Annotated in this window: 19 protein-coding genes, 2 tRNA genes and 2 pseudogenes; 15 read left to right on the forward strand and 8 right to left on the reverse strand. The window is 39.6% G+C overall.

Annotated elements, in window-relative coordinates:
• From L654_RS0106460 to L654_RS0106500, 9 genes and pseudogenes are all read left to right on the forward strand, one after another.
• A pseudogene (locus tag L654_RS0106460) lies at positions 1-475 on the forward strand (F0F1 ATP synthase subunit beta); the annotation flags it as partial.
• On the forward strand, positions 450-842 hold the full coding sequence (locus L654_RS0106465; protein WP_024607603.1) for a F0F1 ATP synthase subunit epsilon: 393 nt from the start codon (positions 450-452) through the stop codon (positions 840-842). The pseudogene L654_RS0106460 and the gene L654_RS0106465, both read left to right, overlap by 26 nt.
• A gap of 20 nt (positions 843-862) precedes the next feature.
• Complete coding sequence (locus L654_RS0106470) at positions 863-1,216, forward strand: AtpZ/AtpI family protein (RefSeq protein ID WP_024607604.1); 354 nt, start codon at positions 863-865, stop codon at positions 1,214-1,216.
• The gene (locus L654_RS0106475) at positions 1,209-1,538 is read left to right on the forward strand and encodes an ATP synthase subunit I (protein WP_024607605.1); all 330 of its coding nucleotides are present in this window, start codon (positions 1,209-1,211) and stop codon (positions 1,536-1,538) included. Before L654_RS0106470 ends, L654_RS0106475 begins: the two co-directional genes overlap by 8 nt.
• Positions 1,522-2,211 carry a F0F1 ATP synthase subunit A gene (locus tag L654_RS0106480; protein WP_010552605.1) on the forward strand — a complete coding sequence of 230 codons (690 nt, stop codon included), beginning with the start codon at positions 1,522-1,524 and terminating at the stop codon, positions 2,209-2,211. The genes L654_RS0106475 and L654_RS0106480 overlap by 17 nt, the downstream gene beginning before the upstream one ends.
• Positions 2,212-2,245: 34 nt before the next feature.
• Positions 2,246-2,527 (forward strand): F0F1 ATP synthase subunit C, encoded by a 282-nt coding sequence (locus L654_RS0106485; protein ID WP_010552606.1) that lies wholly within the window; start codon positions 2,246-2,248, stop codon positions 2,525-2,527.
• A 3-nt stretch (positions 2,528-2,530) separates the two neighbouring features.
• Complete coding sequence (locus L654_RS0106490; RefSeq protein ID WP_010552607.1) at positions 2,531-3,331, forward strand: F0F1 ATP synthase subunit delta; 801 nt, start codon at positions 2,531-2,533, stop codon at positions 3,329-3,331.
• Positions 3,331-4,911: an alternate F1F0 ATPase, F1 subunit alpha gene (locus L654_RS0106495; RefSeq protein ID WP_024607606.1), complete on the forward strand. Its 1,581-nt coding sequence runs from the start codon at positions 3,331-3,333 to the stop codon at positions 4,909-4,911. Before L654_RS0106490 ends, L654_RS0106495 begins: the two co-directional genes overlap by 1 nt.
• On the forward strand, positions 4,908-5,795 hold the full coding sequence (locus tag L654_RS0106500) for a F0F1 ATP synthase subunit gamma (protein ID WP_024607607.1): 888 nt from the start codon (positions 4,908-4,910) through the stop codon (positions 5,793-5,795). The genes L654_RS0106495 and L654_RS0106500 overlap by 4 nt, the downstream gene beginning before the upstream one ends.
• Before the next feature lie 1,017 nt (positions 5,796-6,812).
• On the opposite strand, the gene L654_RS0106510 is transcribed toward L654_RS0106500, so the two are convergent.
• The 4 genes from L654_RS0106510 to L654_RS0106525 all read right to left on the reverse strand — a co-directional run bounded on the left by L654_RS0106510 (position 6,813) and on the right by L654_RS0106525 (position 9,691).
• Positions 6,813-6,889 (reverse strand) — tRNA-Val (locus L654_RS0106510).
• 214 nt (positions 6,890-7,103) lie between these two features.
• A tRNA-Val gene (locus tag L654_RS0106515) sits at positions 7,104-7,180 on the reverse strand.
• A gap of 113 nt (positions 7,181-7,293) precedes the next feature.
• Positions 7,294-8,340, reverse strand: coding sequence for a DUF3080 family protein (locus tag L654_RS0106520; RefSeq protein WP_080671216.1), 1,047 nt, complete (start codon positions 8,338-8,340; stop codon positions 7,294-7,296).
• Complete coding sequence (locus L654_RS0106525; protein ID WP_007585131.1) at positions 8,321-9,691, reverse strand: MATE family efflux transporter; 1,371 nt, start codon at positions 9,689-9,691, stop codon at positions 8,321-8,323. Before L654_RS0106525 ends, L654_RS0106520 begins: the two co-directional genes overlap by 20 nt.
• A 128-nt stretch (positions 9,692-9,819) precedes the next feature.
• Between L654_RS0106525 and L654_RS0106530 the strand changes: the two genes are divergently transcribed.
• The gene (locus tag L654_RS0106530; protein WP_007585130.1) at positions 9,820-10,446 is read left to right on the forward strand and encodes a riboflavin synthase; all 627 of its coding nucleotides are present in this window, start codon (positions 9,820-9,822) and stop codon (positions 10,444-10,446) included.
• Between the two features lies 1 nt (position 10,447).
• On the opposite strand, the gene L654_RS0106535 is transcribed toward L654_RS0106530, so the two are convergent.
• A complete protein-coding gene (locus L654_RS0106535) occupies positions 10,448-10,651 on the reverse strand; it encodes a CPXCG motif-containing cysteine-rich protein (protein WP_008166246.1) in 204 nt (67 codons plus the stop codon).
• A gap of 103 nt (positions 10,652-10,754) precedes the next feature.
• Positions 10,755-11,627, reverse strand: coding sequence for a fructosamine kinase family protein (locus L654_RS0106540; RefSeq protein WP_024607610.1), 873 nt, complete (start codon positions 11,625-11,627; stop codon positions 10,755-10,757).
• Between the two features lie 125 nt (positions 11,628-11,752).
• Between L654_RS0106540 and L654_RS0106545 the strand changes: the two genes are divergently transcribed.
• The 4 genes and pseudogenes from L654_RS0106545 (at position 11,753) to L654_RS0106560 (ending at position 16,234) form a co-directional block, all read left to right on the forward strand.
• Positions 11,753-12,445: a hypothetical protein gene (locus tag L654_RS0106545; protein ID WP_024607611.1), complete on the forward strand. Its 693-nt coding sequence runs from the start codon at positions 11,753-11,755 to the stop codon at positions 12,443-12,445.
• Positions 12,446-12,724: 279 nt separating this feature from the next.
• Complete coding sequence (locus L654_RS0106550; RefSeq protein ID WP_007585117.1) at positions 12,725-13,510, forward strand: hypothetical protein; 786 nt, start codon at positions 12,725-12,727, stop codon at positions 13,508-13,510.
• A gap of 100 nt (positions 13,511-13,610) precedes the next feature.
• A pseudogene (locus L654_RS01000000125630) lies at positions 13,611-14,980 on the forward strand (amidohydrolase).
• A 12-nt stretch (positions 14,981-14,992) separates the two neighbouring features.
• Positions 14,993-16,234 carry an amidohydrolase family protein gene (locus tag L654_RS0106560; RefSeq protein ID WP_024594163.1) on the forward strand — a complete coding sequence of 414 codons (1,242 nt, stop codon included), beginning with the start codon at positions 14,993-14,995 and terminating at the stop codon, positions 16,232-16,234.
• A gap of 353 nt (positions 16,235-16,587) precedes the next feature.
• Here the strand turns inward: L654_RS0106560 and L654_RS0106565 are convergent, their stop codons facing one another.
• Both L654_RS0106565 and cspD read right to left on the reverse strand, forming a co-directional pair.
• A complete protein-coding gene (locus tag L654_RS0106565; protein WP_007585113.1) occupies positions 16,588-18,810 on the reverse strand; it encodes an NADP-dependent isocitrate dehydrogenase in 2,223 nt (740 codons plus the stop codon).
• 525 nt (positions 18,811-19,335) lie between these two features.
• Complete coding sequence (gene cspD, locus L654_RS0106570) at positions 19,336-19,554, reverse strand: cold shock domain-containing protein CspD (protein WP_002962500.1); 219 nt, start codon at positions 19,552-19,554, stop codon at positions 19,336-19,338.
• Positions 19,555-19,763: 209 nt separating this feature from the next.
• Here cspD and clpS point away from each other — a divergent pair, with 209 nt between their 5' ends.
• Positions 19,764-20,072, forward strand: coding sequence for an ATP-dependent Clp protease adapter ClpS (gene clpS, locus L654_RS0106575; RefSeq protein WP_007585109.1), 309 nt, complete (start codon positions 19,764-19,766; stop codon positions 20,070-20,072).
• Positions 20,073-20,159: the final 87 nt, after the last annotated feature.

Raw genomic sequence — 20,159 nt, forward strand, 5'->3', positions numbered from 1 at the left:
GGCTTCTATTGTGCTCTCTCGTAAACGCGCTAGCGAAGGATTATTTCCGGCTATAGATCCCCTGCAATCTAATTCAAAAATGGCGAGCCCCGGGGTTGTGGGAGAGCGCCACTACTTACTTGCACAAAAGGTACGTAGCACCTTAGCGCAATACAATGAACTCAAAGATATTATTGCTATGTTAGGGCTTGAACAGTTATCAGTTGAGGACCGCAACATTGTTGGACGCGCAAGGCGTTTAGAGCGTTTTCTTACTCAGCCATTTTTCACAACAGAGCAATTTACTAGTTATAAAGGCAAACTTGTTAGCCTTGATGATGCGCTAGATGGGTGTGAACGCATTTTAAATGATGAATTTAAAAACGTGCCAGAGAGTGCACTTTATATGATAGGTGCCATAAGTGAGGTCAAAATAAAATCCACAGTAAATAATAATGAGGATACAAGCGGTGACGCAAACTCAGATACACCTTAAATTATTGCTGCCGTATGAGATATTTTTCGACAGGCATGATGTGACTCATGTTGTTGCCGAAACAAGCGAAGGATCGTACGGATTTTTACCCAATCGCCTTGACTGTGTTGCGCCTCTAACCCCAGGTATTTTGACATTTAATTGCGAAAAAGACGGTGAGATATTTGTAGCAGTGGATGAAGGCATATTAATTAAAACAGGAAACACTGTGCTGGTATCGGTGCGAAGTGCCATATTAGGTACTGATCTGGCAACACTTCGCAGCGCTGTAGATAAAGAGTTTTTGGCACTCAATGAACAAGCACAACAAGTAAGAACAGTGATGGCTAAATTAGAAAGTAGCTTTTTAAATCGTTTTCGACTTTAACCACTAAAAGCTATTTATTTATGACAAACAAAAAAGACGACCTAGGTTCAAAAGACTCACAAAGCAGTTCATCAACACTTGCAGAACAAGTAGAAATAAAAGCCCAGCGTAAGCTAAAAGCAAGGCTTAACTCTCATCAAAAAATATGGTTTGGTTTAGGAATGATGGGCCTCATTGGTTGGTCGGTTGCAGTGCCTACCATACTTGGTGCAAGTTTAGGTGTGTATATCGACTCGCATTATGCCACTGAGCGGTCATGGACATTGGCTTTATTGGTGGCGGGTTTGGCGCTTGGGTGCTTTAACGCGTGGCACTGGATGAGCAAAGAAGACAGCGCGATACATCAAGAGCAAAAGGATGACGAAGATGCATGAGCTAGTCGGCGTATTAATTATTGTTAGTGTAGGTCTAATGCTTGGTGCCTTATTTTTTGGTGGCCTGTGGTGGACGGTGCAAAAAAGTATGGTATCGACTCACCCAGCGCTATGGGTTGTGCTGAGTTTATTTATACGCATGGGAATTACTTTAAGTGGCTTTTATATTGTGATGACGAGTGACTTATTATCAAGATCTTGGTTGCAATTACCACTGTGTTTATTTAGCTTTTTGATAGCCCGTTTTATTACCACTTATGTTACCCGTACTGCATCAACCTCTCATTTAGCAAAGGTGACACATCATGCACCTGAGTCCTGATACGGTTATTTATTGGCAAAATGGTTTTTTAAAACTCAATGCAACCATCGTTTTCACTTGGGTTTTAATGTTGGTTTTGGTGATTAGTTCGATATTGATAACCCGTAAGCTTTCAACCACGTTAAAGCGTTCTCGTTGGCAAAATTTTTTAGAAATTATAGTAACGGGGATCACACAACAAATTGAAGACGTAGGCTTGAATGACGCTAAAAAATACCTTGGCTTTTTAGGCACACTGTTTTTATTTTTAGTAACCGCGAGCATGTTTACCATTGTTCCGGGTTATGAGCCACCCACGGCGTCGTTATCGACTACAGCAGCACTGGCGCTCACCGTATTTATTGCAGTGCCTTTATTTGGTATCAGTGAACAAGGGCTTGGCAATTACTTAAAATCTTATATGGCTCCTACTTTTATTATGTTGCCATTTAATATTATTAGCGAATTATCACGGACACTTGCTCTGGCTGTGCGGTTATTTGGCAACATGATGAGCGGGGCAATGATCATTGGCATTTTGTTAACCATTACACCCTTTATATTCCCAATCGTAATGACGGCACTGGGTTTGCTTACAGGCTTAGTACAGGCTTATATTTTTACTATTTTAGCCGCCGTTTATATTGCTGCGGCTACGCGCTCAGTAAAACCAGCCAAACAACGAGTTAATTAATCACGTATTTCTACACATCATACTTGGAGAGAACATGGATAGCATGACAATGATCGCAATGGCATCAATCGTTATTTCAGGAATTACAATTAGTTTTGGTTGTTTAGGTCCATCGCTTGGCGAAGGTAAAGCAGTAGCAACGGCATTGAGTGCATTAGCACAGCAACCTGATGCATCAGCAACTATTACGCGCACGCTCTTTGTAGGGCTTGCGATGATTGAATCGACCGCAATATACTGTTTTGTCGTGTCGATGATTCTTATTTTTGCCAATCCGTTTTGGAACTACGCTATCGCACAAGCTGCAGGAAGTTAAACCATGCTAATTGATTGGTTTACAGTTGCAGCCCAAGTAGTTAATTTTTTAATTTTGGTGTGGTTACTAAAACGCTATTTATATAAACCAATTTTGCACGCTATTGATAAGCGAGAAGAGCGTATAGCCGCTGAGTTAGACGATGCTGAAACAAACCAAAATGAAGCACTGGCGGAGCGTGAAAAGTTTTTTCTGAAAAATGAAGAGTTTGAACAACAACGTACACAAAAGATGCAACAAGTAAGCGTGAGTGCTAAGCAAGCAGAGCAAACACTTATGTTAGAGGCGCAAAAAAGAGTCCAAAGCTGGGGCACTAAATATCAACAAAATATAGTAAAAGAGACTGATAATTTAAAGGAGTCTTTAAGTCGAAAAGTTAAGCAAGAGGTATTTGCTATTAGTCGCAAAACCTTAACTGAACTGGCATCAACAACTTTAGAACAACAAATATGTGAGGTGTTTACAGCGCGCTTATATAAGCTTGATGACGACAAAAAAACCACTTTAGCGCAGGCGCTAAGTACAAATAGTGAATTTGTACCTGCCTTAATTCAAAGTGCGTTTGAGCTAACTGAATCTCAGCGTTTAGCACTTAAGAATGCTATTAATACTGTGTTTTCAAAAGATATTACCATTAAATTCACCACCGATGAGAGCCTTATCAGCGGGATTGAGTTATGTGTCAATGGACAAAAGCTGGTGTGGAGTATTGACGATTACTTACAATCAATCGAGCAGGAAGTTGATATGCTACTAAAACAAAAAACAGCTCAGCCTACAACTTCTCAACCTGTTGATAAGTGATGAGTAACCTTAGCGAAAACACTCAAAATAAAAACACAAAAATACACAGTTTAAGAAACGCGTTTGGTGATGTGTTTAAGCACATTCAGCAAGGGCTAAAAACAGTTAACTCAAAATTGAACTTACATGAAGTTGGTATTATTACCAGTGTATCAACGGGTATTGCGAAGGTGTCGGGATTACCTGGCGTTGGCTTTGAGGAACTAATTATATTTCCCGGTAATGTGCTTGGAATTGCGTTTAATATTGATGAAAAAGAAGTCGGTGTTGTGCTTTTAGGTGAATACGCCCACTTACAAGCTGGGGATGAAGTGCGCCGCAGTGGTCGTGTAATGGATGTAGCGGTTGGCAATGCGCTATTAGGGCGAGTGATAAACCCACTTGGCGAGGCACTAGACGGTGGAAGCGTTATACAAACCGAGCAGCGTTTACCAATAGAGCGTCCAGCTGCACCAATTATGGACCGCTCTCCTGTTACTACGCCTTTGCAAACCGGACTTATTGTAATTGATGCGATGATCCCAATAGGGCGAGGACAACGAGAGCTTATTTTAGGTGACAGGCAAACAGGTAAAACAGCTATAGCCATAGACACGATTTTAAATCAGCGAGAACAAAATGTAATTTGTATTTATTGCGCTATTGGTCAGCGGGCATCAACGGTCGCTAAATCAATAGCAATATTACGCGCGCAAAATGCAATGGCTTATACGGTTGTTGTTGCAACAGAGGGTAATGAGCCACCGGGCTTACAGTATATAGCGCCTTACGCTGCAACCAGTATTGCAGAATATTTTATGGAGCAAGGACGTGATGTACTTATTGTATATGACGATTTAACTAAGCACGCAAGAGCTTACCGCGAGTTGTCTTTGTTGTTACGACGACCGCCCGGACGAGAAGCATTTCCTGGGGATATTTTTTATATTCATTCACGATTACTAGAGCGTGCGACCCATTTAAATAAAGAACGTGGCGGTGGTTCCTTGACCGCACTCCCCATTATAGAGACCGAAGCTCAAAATATTTCAGCCTATATTCCAACTAATTTAATTTCGATTACCGACGGACAAATTTATTTATCACCCTCATTATTTGCTCTAGGTGTATTACCAGCCGTTGACGTTGGTAAGTCGGTTTCTCGTGTGGGCGGTAAAGCACAGCGTGCTGCATTTCGTGCAGTTGCTGGCGATTTAAAGCTTGCATATGCTCAATTTGAAGAGCTAGAAACCTTTGCTCGTTTTGGTGCCCGACTTGATGATGATACACGGCGTATAATTGAACATGGACGGCGAATTCGAGCGAGCTTACATCAATCTGAATCATCACCTATGCCAGTGCCTGAGCAAATTATGCTATTACTCGCACTCAGTAATGGCTTTTTAGATTCGATTGAACTGCTAAAAATAAACGACGCAAAAAATATTCTTAAAAAAGCAGTTGCGCAGTTAGACGATACTTTGTGTGATAGATTTGATACCGCTAAAAGCTTAAGTGATGACGATCGACAAACAATTGTTGAGTTGGCTAAGCGCGCACTTGTTGATTTTGAGTCTGAAAACAAGGCAATAACAACATGAGCAATAGTGCCGCTAATTTACGCCATAAAATAGCCAGTGCAAGTGATTTACAAGGCGTTGTAAAAACGATGAAGGCACTTGCTGCCTCGAGTATTGGGCAATATGAAAAATCGATTAGCTCATTGACCGATTACTACCGGGCAGTTGAGTTAGGATTAAGTGCGAGTTTGCGTGATGACATGTCATCTCAATTTTCACCACAACCCAAAAATTTAAATGAAAGCAGAGTGGGTGTGATCATATTCGGCTCAGATCAAGGGTTGGTAGGGCAATTTAATGAAAGTATCACCGACTTTACAATTAAAGCGCTAAGTAACGAGACCCAGCCACCTCTAATTTGGGTAGTAGGCGCACGTGCTGCATCTCGACTTACCGATGCCGGCTTTAATTTAGTAAAAGTATACACAGTGCCAGTGAGTGTTCACGATATAGATACCTTAGTTAGGCAAATTCAAATAGACAGTGAATCAAGCTTGGTTCTTAATCCTGGTTGCCGTGTATTGGTGTTTTATAATCAACCTAAACAAGGCGCGCTTTATGAATGTGTGTCTCAGCGATTACTCCCACTTGACGAGCAATGGCGAGATAATTTTAAAAATATTTTATGGCCAACTAAAGCTTTGCCAGAAGTACTCTGTAAGCACTCTACAACAATAAGGGCATTGATCCGCGAGTATATTTTTATTTCTCTTTATCGTGCATGTGCCGAGTCGTTGGTCAGCGAAAATAGCAGCCGTCTTGGCGCAATGCAACGCGCTGAAAAAAATATTGAAGAGCTACTTGATAAGCTTTCGAGTGAGTTTAATACTCTGCGTCAAAGTACCATTGACGAAGAGTTGAGTGATGTACTTGCAGGTTATGAATTACTAAATAAAATAGACTAGGGGCTGTTGATCTTAGAGGTTGAATTTGAAGCTCTATGTGTTTTTTTAATCAAAACATCGCCTATACAGTGCGGTTATTGACTCTTTGTAACTCGATTTTTACTTATTCTTACAAAAATGTAAGCCATTAGAGTAACGCAGAAGCCGTTACCAAGCCCAATAGGTTACAAATAGCGCACGATTACCCCCCCGTAAATTGAATGAATTTTAATCATAAAATGTCAACAAAACTCACAAGGATAATTTACAAGGAATAAATTTATAACCTGATTGTAAGTGATTGTTAATTAATGATTAACTGTTGAAGTTGAGTGATCAAGAGTGGGTAGTGCTTTTTCTTTGGTTTTTTTATTACTTTGAATTGGTACGACTGAGTGGATTCGAACTGCTGGCCCTTGGACAGGGTGCTCAAGAGTGGGTAGTGCTTTTTCTTTTATTTTTTTTATTGCTTTGAATTGGTACGACTGAGTGGATTCGAACCACCGACCCTTGGACCGGGTGATCAAGAGTGGGTAGTGCTTTTTCTTAGGTTTTTTTCATTACTTTTAAGTGGTACGACTGAGTGGATTCGAACTGCTGACCCTTGGACCGGGTGATCAAGAGTGGGTAGTGCTTTTTCTTTTGGTTTTTTATTACTTTGAATTGGTACGACTGAGTGGATTCGAACTGCTGACCCTTGGACCGGGTGATCAAGAGTGGGTAGTGCTTTTTCTTTTATTTTTTTATTGCTTTGAATTGGTACGACTGAGTGGATTCGAACTGCTGACCCTTGGACCGGGTGATCAAGAGTGGGTAGTGCTTTTTCTTAGGTTTTTTTTCATTACTTTTAAGTGGTACGACTGAGTGGATTCGAACTGCTGACCCTTGGACCGGGTGATCAAGAGTAGATAGTGCTTTTTCTTTGATTTTTTTATTACTTTGAAGTGGTACGACTGAGTGGATTCGAACTGCTGGCCATTGGACCGGGTGATCAAGAGTGGGTAGTGCTTTTACTTAAGTTTTTTCATTACTTTGAAGTGGTACGACTGAGTGGATTCGAACCACCGACCCCTACCATGTCAAGGTAGTGCTCTAACCAACTGAGCTACAGTCGTACAATTTTTGAGGTTTTACTTAAATTTTGATACGACTGAGTGGATTCGAACTACTGACCTTTGGACCGGGTGGTCAAGAGTAGGTAGTGCTCTTTCCTTCAATTATACGTTTCATTAATGTTGGTACGACTGAGTGGATTCGAACTACTGATCTTTGGATCGGGTGATCAAGAGTAGGTAGTGCTTTTTCCTTCAATTATACTTTTTTAAACGTTGGTACGACTGAGTGGATTCGAACCACCGACCCCTACCATGTCAAGGTAGTGCTCTAACCAACTGAGCTACAGTCGTATTACTTTATTTAAGTAGGTGTTAATTGCTTAACAACGGCGGCTAATATATAGCGTGGCGGTTGGTGAATCAAGCAAGTTTGTTGTTTTTGAGTTTATTTGCCGTTTTTTTATTCATATTGGGCTTATTTCACACGTTTTATAAAAACCTTGCCACCAAACCACATGTTTTTTAGCTGAGCTTTTTAGTAAGTTCAGTAAGTTACTTGCTGAGTCCGTTTTGACTAAGTTATTAATTTGAGGGCTTGAGATACTTTCGTTAAACCAAAGCTCATTATAAAGCGGTTGTAGTGCCTCTAGATAACCAGTTAACTGCGCTTGATAGGGCTGAATTTCTTTTAGGTAAAACTTTTGAAATACGTTGCTTATGATTTTTGCGTTTTTATTATTTTTATCCTGAGGGCACAGCGTATTAAAGTTTAATGTTTTTACAAACTGCGTGGCGTTGTTATTTAACACTACCTGCTTGCGGACCGATTGAATGAGTGCCTGGTTAAATTGAAATTTATTAAGCTGCTCGAGTGCACTAAAAATAGAATTGCTATTAATTTCACTAAATTCTTTAGCCTTAATTTGTTGCTTAATGAGTACAAGTTGCTTTAGCGCAAGTACGGTATCACTAAAACCAGCAGGTTCAGTAGTAAGTTCGTTTGAGGTAAGTTGCCAGGTACGATTTAGCTCAGGCTCTTTAAATAACATGGTGTTAAAAAAGTGCATTAGGTGTGTTTCTTTGTAGTTTTTGGCTGCGAGTATTTTTGTGTAACTAGGACTATTTTTATCAAGCGTGTTTAAGCAAACCTGCGCACTTTTAATAAAGTTTATTTGATATTTTAATTGCCCAGCAGCGCTGGCGGTTTTTCCTAATTGGTTATTGTGCTCACTTATAAGTACGTTGAGCTTACATTGGCTAATGCCTGCAAGCTCAACAATACTCAGTGTTAAGTCACTTTGTGCTATTGGGGTAGGCTGCAGTAAGGGGAGTTGCTTGAGTGGCGCAGGCTGTGTTGGGCTTGTATCAACTGTGCTACTTAAGCGTTCAATATAAGTAACGTTTATACTACTTTGTGGTTTGTTGCAGCCAGTAAGCGTTAAAAAATACATTACCAGCAAAGCAGCTGGTAATGTTTTAAGGCTGAGTTTATTAGTTTTGATTGAGTGCATCAATTTTAAGAAATTCATATTTTAGACGTTTTTTTACCGTTAGCATTAATAAAATAGCAGCGACACTAAGACCTACTATTATCCCAGTCCAGAAACCGTGTGGCCCCATAGCTGGCACTATTATATCTGTTCTTGCCAATACGTAACCTAAACAAAAGCCGATTAACCAATACGATATAAACGTAATATACGATATAGGCGTGGTGTATTTTAACCCACGGAGTATGCCATTTGCTGCAACTTGCAGTGCATCAGGTAATTGGTAAATACACGCTAAAATCATAATTGATGAAGCCAATGCCATAACAGCGGGGCTGTCGGTATACAGTTGGCTAATTAAATCACGACCGGCAAACGTAATAAGCGCTAAAAATAACGCCACAGCAATGGCTAAAATATAGCTGGTAGAAACCGCAACTTTTAATTGAGTCATGTTCTTTTGGCCGTATAAGTTACCTATACGAATGCTGATAGCGATTGATAGGCTCAGTGGCATCATAAACAGCAATGTAGTTACACTGGCTGCTATTTGATGCCCCGATATAGCTACTGCACCTAAATGCGCTATAAATAGCGGTATACACGCAAATAAAGTGACTTCAAAAAAGGTGGCGAGTGAAATTGGTATACCTAACTTAGTAATAATACCAATGGTAGTGAAATTAGGTTTTTCGAATGATGAAAGCAGGCCTTTAGCATCTACTTTTTTACTCATTTGGCAGTAAGTGACTTGCGCTATTGCCATAACAGTTAAAACAATTGCTGTGGCAATGCCACAGCCCGCGCCGCCATAAGCAGGAAAACCAAATAAGCCATTTATGAAAATATAATTTACCGGAATATTAACAGCTAAACCTAATAGGCTTATGTAAAATGCGGGCTTGGTCATTCCCATGCCTTCGGTAACGTTTCTGTATACCGTAAAAATTAAAAATCCAAATACACCCCATTTCACAAAGTGAATGTAGTCAATGGCAAGGTTTGCAATTGCAGGCGTTGTATCGAGCTTAAAAATAATAGCATCTGCTAAATGGGCAATTCCAAAGCCTGTAAAGCTCAAAATAGCGGTTAAATAAAGCGCTTGTTGAAAATAGTGGCTAATGCCTTTGCGGTCATCACTACCCGAAAACTGCGCAATAATACCAGTAAGCGCTAATAAAATACCTTGAAGGCCAAGTAATAAAGGGTTCCATATTCCTGTTGCAATAGACAGTGCAGCTAAGTCAGTAGGGCTAACTTGACCTGCCATAATTGTGTCGACGACCGACATTAAAATAAGTGTAACTTGCGCTAAAAAAACAGGTAAAGCGAGGGAAAGTAAACGCTTGGCTTCCCAATTGCAAAAGGTCATAAAAACAGCTAGTTGATAAAATAGGGCGTAATTGTAATCTATTGGGGTTTAAATAAAAATCACAGTAGTGAATGATTTTATGAGTTGATACGTTAAACTAGCACTTTGTAATAATTTAAAGTGATTTTATGTTTACAGGAATAGTGCAAACGCAAGCTACGGTGGTCTCTAAGACTCAAACAGACGGTGTTTTACGCTTAGTTGTATCGGTGAGCGATGAGTACGTTAAGCATTTAGATTTAGGCGCAAGTATTGCTATTAATGGCTGTTGTTTAACAGTTGTGCAAGTTGAGCTAAGTAATCACGATGTGGTAGCGCAAGTGCATTTTGATGTGATTGACGAAACCCTAAAGTTAACTAATTTAGGACTGCTTGAGTTAGGTAGTTTAGTTAATTACGAACGCTCTGTTACGTTTGGTACTGAGCTAGGTGGGCATATAGTGTCTGGGCATATTCATTGTACGTCACAAATTTCTCAAATAGTGAAGCTTGAGAATAACTGCAAAATACAACTCAGCTTGCCAAAAGAGTGGCAAAAGTATGTGTTATATAAAGGGTTTGTTGCGATAAATGGCGCAAGCTTAACCGTGGGCGAAGTTGATGAACAAGGTTTTTGGTTACACCTAATTCCGGAAACGCTCGCCATTACAAACATTGGTGCAGCGCAAGTGGGTGACAAGTTTAATATTGAAGTTGATCAGCAAACTTACACTATTGTAAATACGGTAGAAAACTACTTACGCCATCAGGCTTAAGTTAAAATATTTGTTCGTCGTCACTGTCTACGTGTAGCTCTAACTTATTGTTAGCATGATCTATATGCATATTTAAATGAATTGGGTTACAGCAGGCAGTGCAATCTTCTATGTAGTCTTGATCGCCCATGCTTGCGTCTAAGTCTAAATGTATGTGGTGTCCGCAGTGTGGGCACGTTATTCGTTGTGATAAAAAATCTTTCATAATCACTCCAGTTATAAATAATTAAGTTAGATTCAACTTAATCGCTTACAGATGAACGCCTACTTACTCATTAAATATAGTGCTGAAATGCAGCTTATGACACTTATTTTATACCTTCAAATACCAGCTTTTCTATATGTTGTTTAGCTTCAGTAAGATAGTGACCGGCAAAGATGTTAGCGTGATTTAAAATAGGGTATAGCTGGTATATTAACTTACGTTTTTCGTAATTTTGAGAAAGCGGGTAGTGCTGGTTATAGGCGCTATAAAAGTCTTTTGGCAGTGGCGCAAATAGTTCGCTCATTGCAATATCCACTTCCCGATCACCATAATAACAAGCGGGGTTAAATACCGTTGGCTCTGCTTTTAAAAAGCCCATATTTCCTCGCCAAAAATCGCCATGCAGTAATGAGGGCTCAACTTGATGACTATGCAGCTGTTCTTTAACGGCATTAATTAAGCGCTCGGGTTCAATAAAGTTAATGCCTTTTTCAGCGAGTAACTGTAATTGCCACCCTATACGTTCTTCGGCGTAAAATACATCCCATTTTTTATGCCAGCGATTAGGTTGTATGGTAGTGGCTATGTAGTTGTCTACATCAAAACCAAACATGGCTTGGTCGTGTTTTTGATGCATTTTAGCGAGGCTGCTTCCCATAGTTGCCCACGTGTCGTGAGGTTGTTTATCCAAAACAAGCCACTGTAAAACAATAAACGAAAACTCTATATTTGCACCGGTTGTAATACATTCAGGGACTTTAAAATTACTATTTTGCGCTAAAAGCTTTAAGCCAATAAATTCACTTTCTAAACGCTCGAGTTCGCTTTTTAATGCTATTTTAACGAAGAAGTTATGCGTACCATTGGTAATATGAAATAGTTTGTCGGTATTTGTACTTTGTAATTGGCGTTTATAGGTGTGTTTAAAGTCAAAATTAATGGCTTGGCTGATGTGCTCATTTACTGTTTTCCACATAACAATTGCTCGCCTTTTAAACAGATACTTAAACTATGGCAAAAAGGTATTAATTTAACAATCTAAACGTTGTAAAATTAACGACTATATTGCATAAAAATTACACTTACTGTAATGGAGTAAAAATGAACAAAAGTTTAATAACCAATTTGCTAGCGGGTTTATGTGTTGTTGTAGGTTTTATGTTTAACCAAGCAATTGTGTTATCAGTTGGTTTATTTGCACTTTCTGGCGCGGTAACTAATTTATTAGCGATTCATATGTTGTTTGAAAAAGTCCCTTTTTTATATGGCTCAGGCGTTATAGCGCTTAAGTTTGAAAGCTTTAAAATCGCAATTAGAAACCTAATATTAACGGAGTTTTTTTCAGAGCAAAAAATTAATAATTTACTCAATAAAGCGCAGCCCAACATCGATTTTGAGCCAATAATTAGCAATGTTGATTTAAACCCTGCATTCGACAATTTGTTAGAGGTAATAGAGCAGTCTCAGTTTGGCAGTATGCTTGGGATGTTTGGCGGCACAGCGGCAATAGAGCCAATGCGTGAAAAGTTTATTGAAAAAATGCAATTGTCGCTTAGTGAGATTTCCCAAACTGACGACTTTAAAGCATTAGTAAGCCAAACACTCTCACAAGGTAATAGCGCAGAGAGCCTACATAAAACAGTACTTAAATTAGTTGATGAGCGCTTAGATGAGCTTACCCCAAAAATGGTTAAAGAGATTATTCAAACCATGATCCGCGAGCACTTAGGCTGGCTTGTTGTGTGGGGTGGTGTGTTTGGTGGTTTATTTGGTTTAATAGCGGCCGTGATTTAAATATAGCTACTGATACCAATTAAAAAAACAATCATTTTATCGCATTAAATAGCGCAATTACTGCGTTAAAAATTGTTCGTGTACGGGTGCATGGATGCAGGAGGTAGAGCAATGCAGGGAGCAATTAGTGATAGCAACTACACGTTATAATTCCACCTTGTTATTGCGCTACTTTATTAGCGCAATAATAGATTACTAATTTAATGTAATTGGTATGACTTATTTTTTCAGGCTGTTATTATCGCCCCCATAATTTAGTCGTGTTTTTTAGGAGCAACGGTGAGCAAAACGTTAGCCAGTTATTATCAGCAAGCATACGCTTGCGATCAGCAGCATTTTAACCAGTGTTTTTATTGTGGCTGTGAAGCGACAGAGCGCGACCATTGTCCGCCGCTGCATATGCTACAAAGCATTGTTGATTTAGGTGAAGAGGCTGACTTTATATCTATTCCTGCGTGTTATGAGTGCCATGCGCTTTTACATAACGAAAGGCTGATGACGATTGATGAGCGTTTCACTAAAATGAAGAAAAAGCTTGCCACTAAATACGCAAAACCTCTGCGTGTTTATAACATGTGGGAAGAAAACGAACTTGGCGACATGAGCGATGAGTTTGCCCATAGTATTCAAGCAGGTATGAAATTAGGAAAAGAAGCCGCTGAGCGTTTAGCGTTTACTGGTTTTAGCTATGCCACAGAAGATGCCAAAGTCGCGGTGCGTGAAAAAACGAAAGAGTTTGATGTAGAGGGCATGATATTTACCGACTTTAAAGAGGCGCTAAATTATTGCATTAATGATTTAAACGTACAAAAAAGTGATTTTTATAAAATTTTGGTTGAAGACTACCAAGGGGATTTTAATAAAGCGCTAAGCCAGTATCGTCATCGTCATGACAAAGTAACTGCAGCTAAAGACGGTAATACGATTATTAAAGATTTTTCAAAGCTACATAAGCAAAACTCTGATTTTGTAACGCGTACGGTTAAGCACTTTATTAGTAAGGATCCATCGCTTACAACCGAAGGTGCGCTTGAAAAGTTGTATAACAATTATATAAAGAAATAATTACAGATATTCATCTTAATTAACTGCGTTTTCACCTGTTTTTTTGGCTTTATTCCTTAGCTTTCGCTAAAGTAGCAAAAAAACAGGAGATCCAAACAACATGCAAAAATTTGCACCTTCTTTATTAGCAGTTGGCTTAGCTGCTGCACTTGTAGGTTGCCAAGAAGACGGCCCGCAAGACGATAAAATAACAATCAACAAAAATCCTTACCCAAGCACTTATCAGCCCGTTTCTACATCGAGCACACTTATTACAAATGCAACAGTACTTACAGGTACTGGTGAGCGTTTAGATGAGGCTGATGTATTACTTGTTGACGGCAAAGTACAACAAGTCGGTAAAAACTTAACTGCGACTGCTGATATTACAATTGATGCACAAGGCAAATGGGTAACACCGGGTATTATTGACGTACATTCACATTTAGGTGCATACCCAAGCCCGTCGGTTGAGTCGCATCAAGATGGTAACGAAATGACAAGCCCTAACACTGCAGAAGTGTGGGTTGAGCATTCTGTTTGGCCACAAGATCCAGGCTTTAATCGTGCACGCGAAGGCGGCATTACTTCTCTACAAATTTTACCAGGCTCAGCTAACTTATTTGGTGGACGCGGCGTTACGCTTAAAAACGTCCCTGCACACACTATGCAAGGTATGAAATTTCCAGAGGCGCCGTATGGTTTAAAGATGGCGTGTGGTGAAAACCCTAAACGTGTTTATGGTCGTCAAGGTGTATTGCCTTCAACCCGTATGGGTAATATGGCAGGNGGGCTGAAGCCGCTGAGTACAAACGTGCATGGGATAAGTACGATGCCGATTATGAAGCAGGTTTAAACCCAGAAGCACCAGTACGTGATATTAAACACGATACGCTTCGTGGTGTGCTTGAAGGCGAAGTACGTATTCATAATCATTGTTATAAAGCCGAAGAAATGGCAATGATGATTGACCTGTCAAAAGAATTTAATTACGACGCGGGTACATTCCATCACGGTGTAGAAGCATATAAAATTGCTGACTTACTTGCTGAGAATGGCTCGTGTGCTGCACTTTGGCCAGACTGGTGGGGTTTTAAAATGGAAGCCTACGACATGGTTCAAGAAAACGTAGCTATTGTTGATGCTGTTAAAAATTCATGTGCAGTTGTCCACTCAGATTCAGATACCACTATTCAGCGCTTAAACCAAGAAGCTGGCAAGGTTATGTACCGTGCTAACGAAAACGGTTTTGATATTTCTGAGCAACACGCTATTAAATGGATCACGGCTAACGCTGCTAAGTCGTTAGGTATTGATGACAAAACAGGTTCACTAGAAGCGGGTAAGCAGGGCGATGTTGTTATTTGGAATCAAAGCCCATTTAGTGTTTATGCTAAAGCTGAACAAGTGTTTGTTGATGGTGCAAAAGTTTACGATAGAAACGACAGCGCGTATCAAGCTACAAGTGATTTTATGTTAGGTCAACAATAAGGAGCACCCAGAATGAAAAATTTATCACGTTCGTTTTCGCTTTCTCTGGTTGCTGCAGGATTATTAGCATCTGGTGCTGTAAGCGCACAATCGCTAGCAATTATTAATGCAACATTGCATACGTCATCTGATCAAGGTGTATTAGAAGCGGCAAGCATTGTAATGACAGATGGTAAAATCACAGCGATTAACCCAACTGAAATTAAAGTAGATCAAATTATTGATGCAAAGGGCCAAATTGTAACCCCTGGCTTTATTGCAAGTATTAATCAACTTGGTTTAGTTGAGGTAAGTGCAGTTGCAGGTTCTCGCGATGCAGGCGAGGAAAAAGCCGGTATTGATTTTGACGTAAGTCTTGCTTACAACGCGCATTCGAGCTTAATCCCTTACGCTCGTAAAGGCGGTGTAACACGCGATGTCATTACCCCTCATGGCGGCGATAGCATTTTTTCAGGCCTTGCGAGTGTTGTTGATTTAAGTGGTAGTTTTGACAGCGACATGCAAAAACAAGCGGCTTTAATTGTTTACTTAGGTGAGCGCAGTAAAGGCTCTCGTGCTTTTACTTTGCAAACACTGATTAATAAACTTGATGAGCACAAAACGAAAGCCGGTAAAAAAGCTAAAAAAGATGACGACAAGCCAAGTACTGAAGACAAAGTAATGGCAAAAGTACTCAGTGGCGAAATGCCATTAGTGGTTGGCGTATCACGTGCGGCGGATATTATTGAGCTTATTAAAGTAAAAGAGCAATTTGGTATTAACTTAGTACTTAACGGCGCACAAGACGCTGTTGTAGTAAAAGAGCGCGTTGCTAAAGCAAATATCCCAGTAATTATTAGTGCAATGGACAGCTTACCAGCAAGTTTTGATTCGCTTCATGCGAGTTTAGATAATGCAGGTGTGCTAGAAAAAGCAGGCGTTAAAGTATTATTAACGGTAGGTGGTGATGCAAGTCACAACATTTATCAGCTGCGTTTTGATGCTGGTAATGCAGTATCGTATGGTATGAGCCAAGAAGGTGCGTTAAAAGCGGTTACATCAAACGTTGCTGATGTATTTGGCATTAATGCAGGTAGTCTTGAAGTAGGTAAAGCTGCTGATGTAGTAATGTGGAGTAATGACCCATTTGAACTAAGCAGCCACGTGAACAAAATGTTTATTAATGGGGTTGAGGTTTCTACACAATCTCGTCAAGATAAACTGCGTGACCGTTATACGACTGATTCAAAAATGCCACGTGCATATACTAAATAATTAAAATAAATTTAATTATTTTAAAGGCCGCTATTTTATAAATAGCGGCCTTTTTTAAAGTTTATACCAATCCGTAATAATACTTAATCATTTTGCGGGGCTAAACGTGTTGCTACCTGTGTTAAAAAATTCTCATTTACAACTGCATGGATGCAGAAGGTAGAGCAATGCAGGAGCAATGCAGGAGCAATGCAGGAGCAATTGCCGAGAACGACTAAATAGCGAATTTTTTGCCTAGCTATCAACACGTTTTTCTATCCTCAAAATAGATCACTTAATTAAGCGAATTGGTATTAGACATAAAAAAGCCGCTTACTTTTACAAGTAAGCGGCTTTTAAATTTAAACTAATATTTATACTAATTTAGCAAGAATATCGTTAAATGTAGTGCTTGGACGCATCGCTTTAAAGGCTGCATCATCGTTAGGCTGGAAGTAACCGCCTAAATCAACTGCAGGGCCTTGCGCATCGTTAAGTTCACTTACGATTTGTTCTTTATTAGACTCAAGGTCGCTAGCAATTTGAGTAAACTGTGCTTTAAGTTCACTGTCATCATTTTGCTTAGCAAGTTCTTGTGCCCAGAATAAAGATAGGAAGAAATGAGAACCACGGTTATCAATTTCTTTCACTTTACGTGAAGGAGACTTGTTTTCTGCTAAGAAAGTACCAGTCGCTTTATCTAGTGTATCAGCAAGAACTTGTGCCTTGTTGTTACCCGTAGTTACGCTTAGGTGCTCAAGAGATGCAGCAAGTGCTAAAAATTCACCTAAAGAATCCCAACGTAGGTGGTTTTCTTTTTCGAATTGTTGAACATGCTTAGGTGCAGAACCACCCGCGCCAGTTTCAAATAATCCACCACCGTTCATAAGTGGAACAATTGAAAGCATTTTAGCACTCGTACCTAGCTCTAAAATTGGGAATAAATCTGTAAGGTAATCACGTAAAACGTTACCTGTTACAGAAATAGTGTCTTTACCTTCTTTAATACGCGCTAGTGAGAACAATGTTGCTTCAAGCGGTGCTAAAATTTGAATATCTAGGCCAGCTGTATCGTGATCTGGTAGGTATTTATTTACTTTTTTGATTAGCTCTGCATCATGTGCACGGTTTTCGTCTAACCAGAAAATAGCTGGAACGCCTGTTGCGCGTGCACGATTTACTGCAAGCTTAACCCAATCTTGGATTGGTGCGTCTTTAACCTGACACATGCGCCAAATATCGCCTTGCTCAACACTGTGCTCAAGTAATGTATTACCATTTGCATCAACAACACGGATAGAACCATCTGCTTTAGCTTCAAACGTTTTATCGTGTGAACCGTATTCTTCAGCTTTTTGAGCCATAAGGCCAACGTTAGGTACGCTACCCATAGTTGTTGGATCAAACGCGCCATTTACTTTACAAAAATCAATAGTTGCTTGGTAAATACCTGAGTAACAACGATCTGGAATTACAAAGCTAGTGTCTTGTAATTTACCATCGTTATTCCACATTTGACCGCTTGAACGGATTGCAGCAGGCATAGAAGCATCGATGATCACGTCACTTGGTACGTGTAGGTTTGTAATACCACGGTCAGAATCAACCATAGCAATAGCAGGGCGGCTGGCGTAAACAGCTTGAATGTCTGCTTCGATTTCTTCGCGCTTAGCATCGTCTAATGTTTGAATTTTAGAATATACATCGCCTAAACCATTATTTACATCAACACCTAGCTCTTCAAAAAGCTCACCGTGTTTGGCAAATACATCTTTGTAGAATACTTTTACAGCGTGACCAAAGATAATTGGATCAGATACTTTCATCATTGTCGCTTTCATGTGAAGCGAGAATAAAACACCTTTTTCTTTAGCAGCGTCAATTTCAGCAGCTAAGAAAGCTTGAAGCTTAGAAGCGCTGATGCTTGATGCATCAATAACTTCGCCAGCTAAAAGAGGCGTGCTTTGTTTAAGTACAGAAACGTCGCCGTTAGTTGCAACATGTTCAATACGTACATCAGTGGCTGTATCAACAGTTACTGACTTTTCTGAACCAAAGAAGTCGCCTTCGCTCATGCTTGCAACATAAGACTCTGAATCTTTGCTCCACGCACCCATTGAATGCGGGTTGTTACGTGCATATTCTTTTACAGAACCTGGTGCGCGACGATCTGAGTTACCTTCACGTAGTACTGGGTTTACTGCACTGCCTTTGATTTTGTCGTAAGCAGCTTGAATTGCTTTTTCTTCATCATTTTTAGGTTCAACAGGGTATTCTGGAAGAGCGTAACCTTTTGCTTGAAGCTCTTTAATTACAGCGCGAAGCTGTGGTACAGATGCACTGATGTTTGGTAGTTTGATGATGTTTGCTTCTGGTGTTTTAGCAAGCTCGCCAAGTTCAGCAAGTGCATCACCAATGCGTTGTTCTTGTGTTAAATAATCAGGGAAGCTAGCAATTACACGACCTGCTAATGAGATATCGCGAGTTTCAACTTCAACACCGGCCGCATTTGTATATGCTTGGATGATCGGTAGCAACGAGTAAGTTGCTAGTGCCGGAGCTTCGTCCGTTTTTGTATAGATAATTTTTGATGTCATCATCATTCCTAGATAGTAGACCGAAAAGGTCTTATTCAACAATGCAAAGAAAATCATTACTAATGAGTGAGTACATATTATTAAACAAGTTAATGAATACATACGCTCGTAATGAATAGTTTGTTAGGTGTTGGTACTCAGCGTTGCTCTTTTATAAAAGCAGAATAGTCACACCTGACGAACTGGAATTGTATTTATAGCTAAAAAATTAACAAAAATAAATCAGCCTTTAGCCTAGTACATATAAAAGAGGCGACAAGTTGGATTAGTTGCTGCGTTAATACGCAATTTTTAGCACCAAGAGTGTAACAAGCTTAAATAAAAAGGGCTAGAGGTTGAGCATGCCCAATAAGCAGTTAAACAATCAACTCTTAGAACATTGGGGTATATAAAATAAATTCAAGGAAAAGGGTTGAATTTGAATGAAAAGAGGCAATAAATAGGGGAGAAGAGATAAGTTAGTATGCTTAAGGAATTAAGCGAGGATCTTAAAAGGTCACTCGCTTTAGTCGAACAAAACAATAGTCACTCAATAATGTCACCATCTGGGGCAATATTTTTAGCGTGTAGACCTTTAGGTCCTTGTTCTAATTCGAATGTTACATCTTGACCAGCTTTAAGCGTTTTATAACCGTCCATTACAATTGTTGAGTAATGAGCGAAAATATCATTCTCGCAGCCGTCTTCTACGATGAAACCAAAACCTTTAGCGTTGTTGAACCATTTAACTTTACCGCAAGCCATACTTCTACATCCTTCAATAAGTTGACTAATTTAGTTATTCTAAATTGTATTATTTGCTAGACTGACTAAGGTTTAATCAATCTACGTTTGACTGTAGTTTATTTAGCCAACCAGTCAAGTGTTTTGAGTTATTTTTTTAACATTTTATTTATTTTTTATTCAAGTTTGCTTGAGTTACAAAGACAAGACTATATTTAATTATGAGTGGTATGAAAGATTCAGGTGTTATCGATACAGTTCGCGACAGCGAAAAGCAAAAGCTACAGCCGCCGCGAAAATATAAAGTTGTTTTAAATAACGACGATTACACGCCGATGGACTTTGTAATAGAAGTTTTAACGACGTTTTTTAATATGGATAGCGATAGAGCAACCGACGTGATGCTTCAGGTTCATGAAAAAGGTAAGGGTATATGTGGTGTTTACAGCGCCGACGTAGCCCACACCAAAGCTGAACAAGTTAACCGCTACGCGCGTGATAACGAGCATCCACTGCTTTGTAGTTGTGAGCAGGAATAAATACCAATTTAATACAATTGGTATAAATACCAATTAGGGTGATCAAACATCCGATTGTTGTGGTATAAATTATTATCTCAGTAAGGG

The sequence above is a fragment of the Pseudoalteromonas sp. TAB23 genome (assembly GCF_000498075.1).
GTDB classification, from domain to species: Bacteria; Pseudomonadota; Gammaproteobacteria; order Enterobacterales; family Alteromonadaceae; genus Pseudoalteromonas; species Pseudoalteromonas arctica.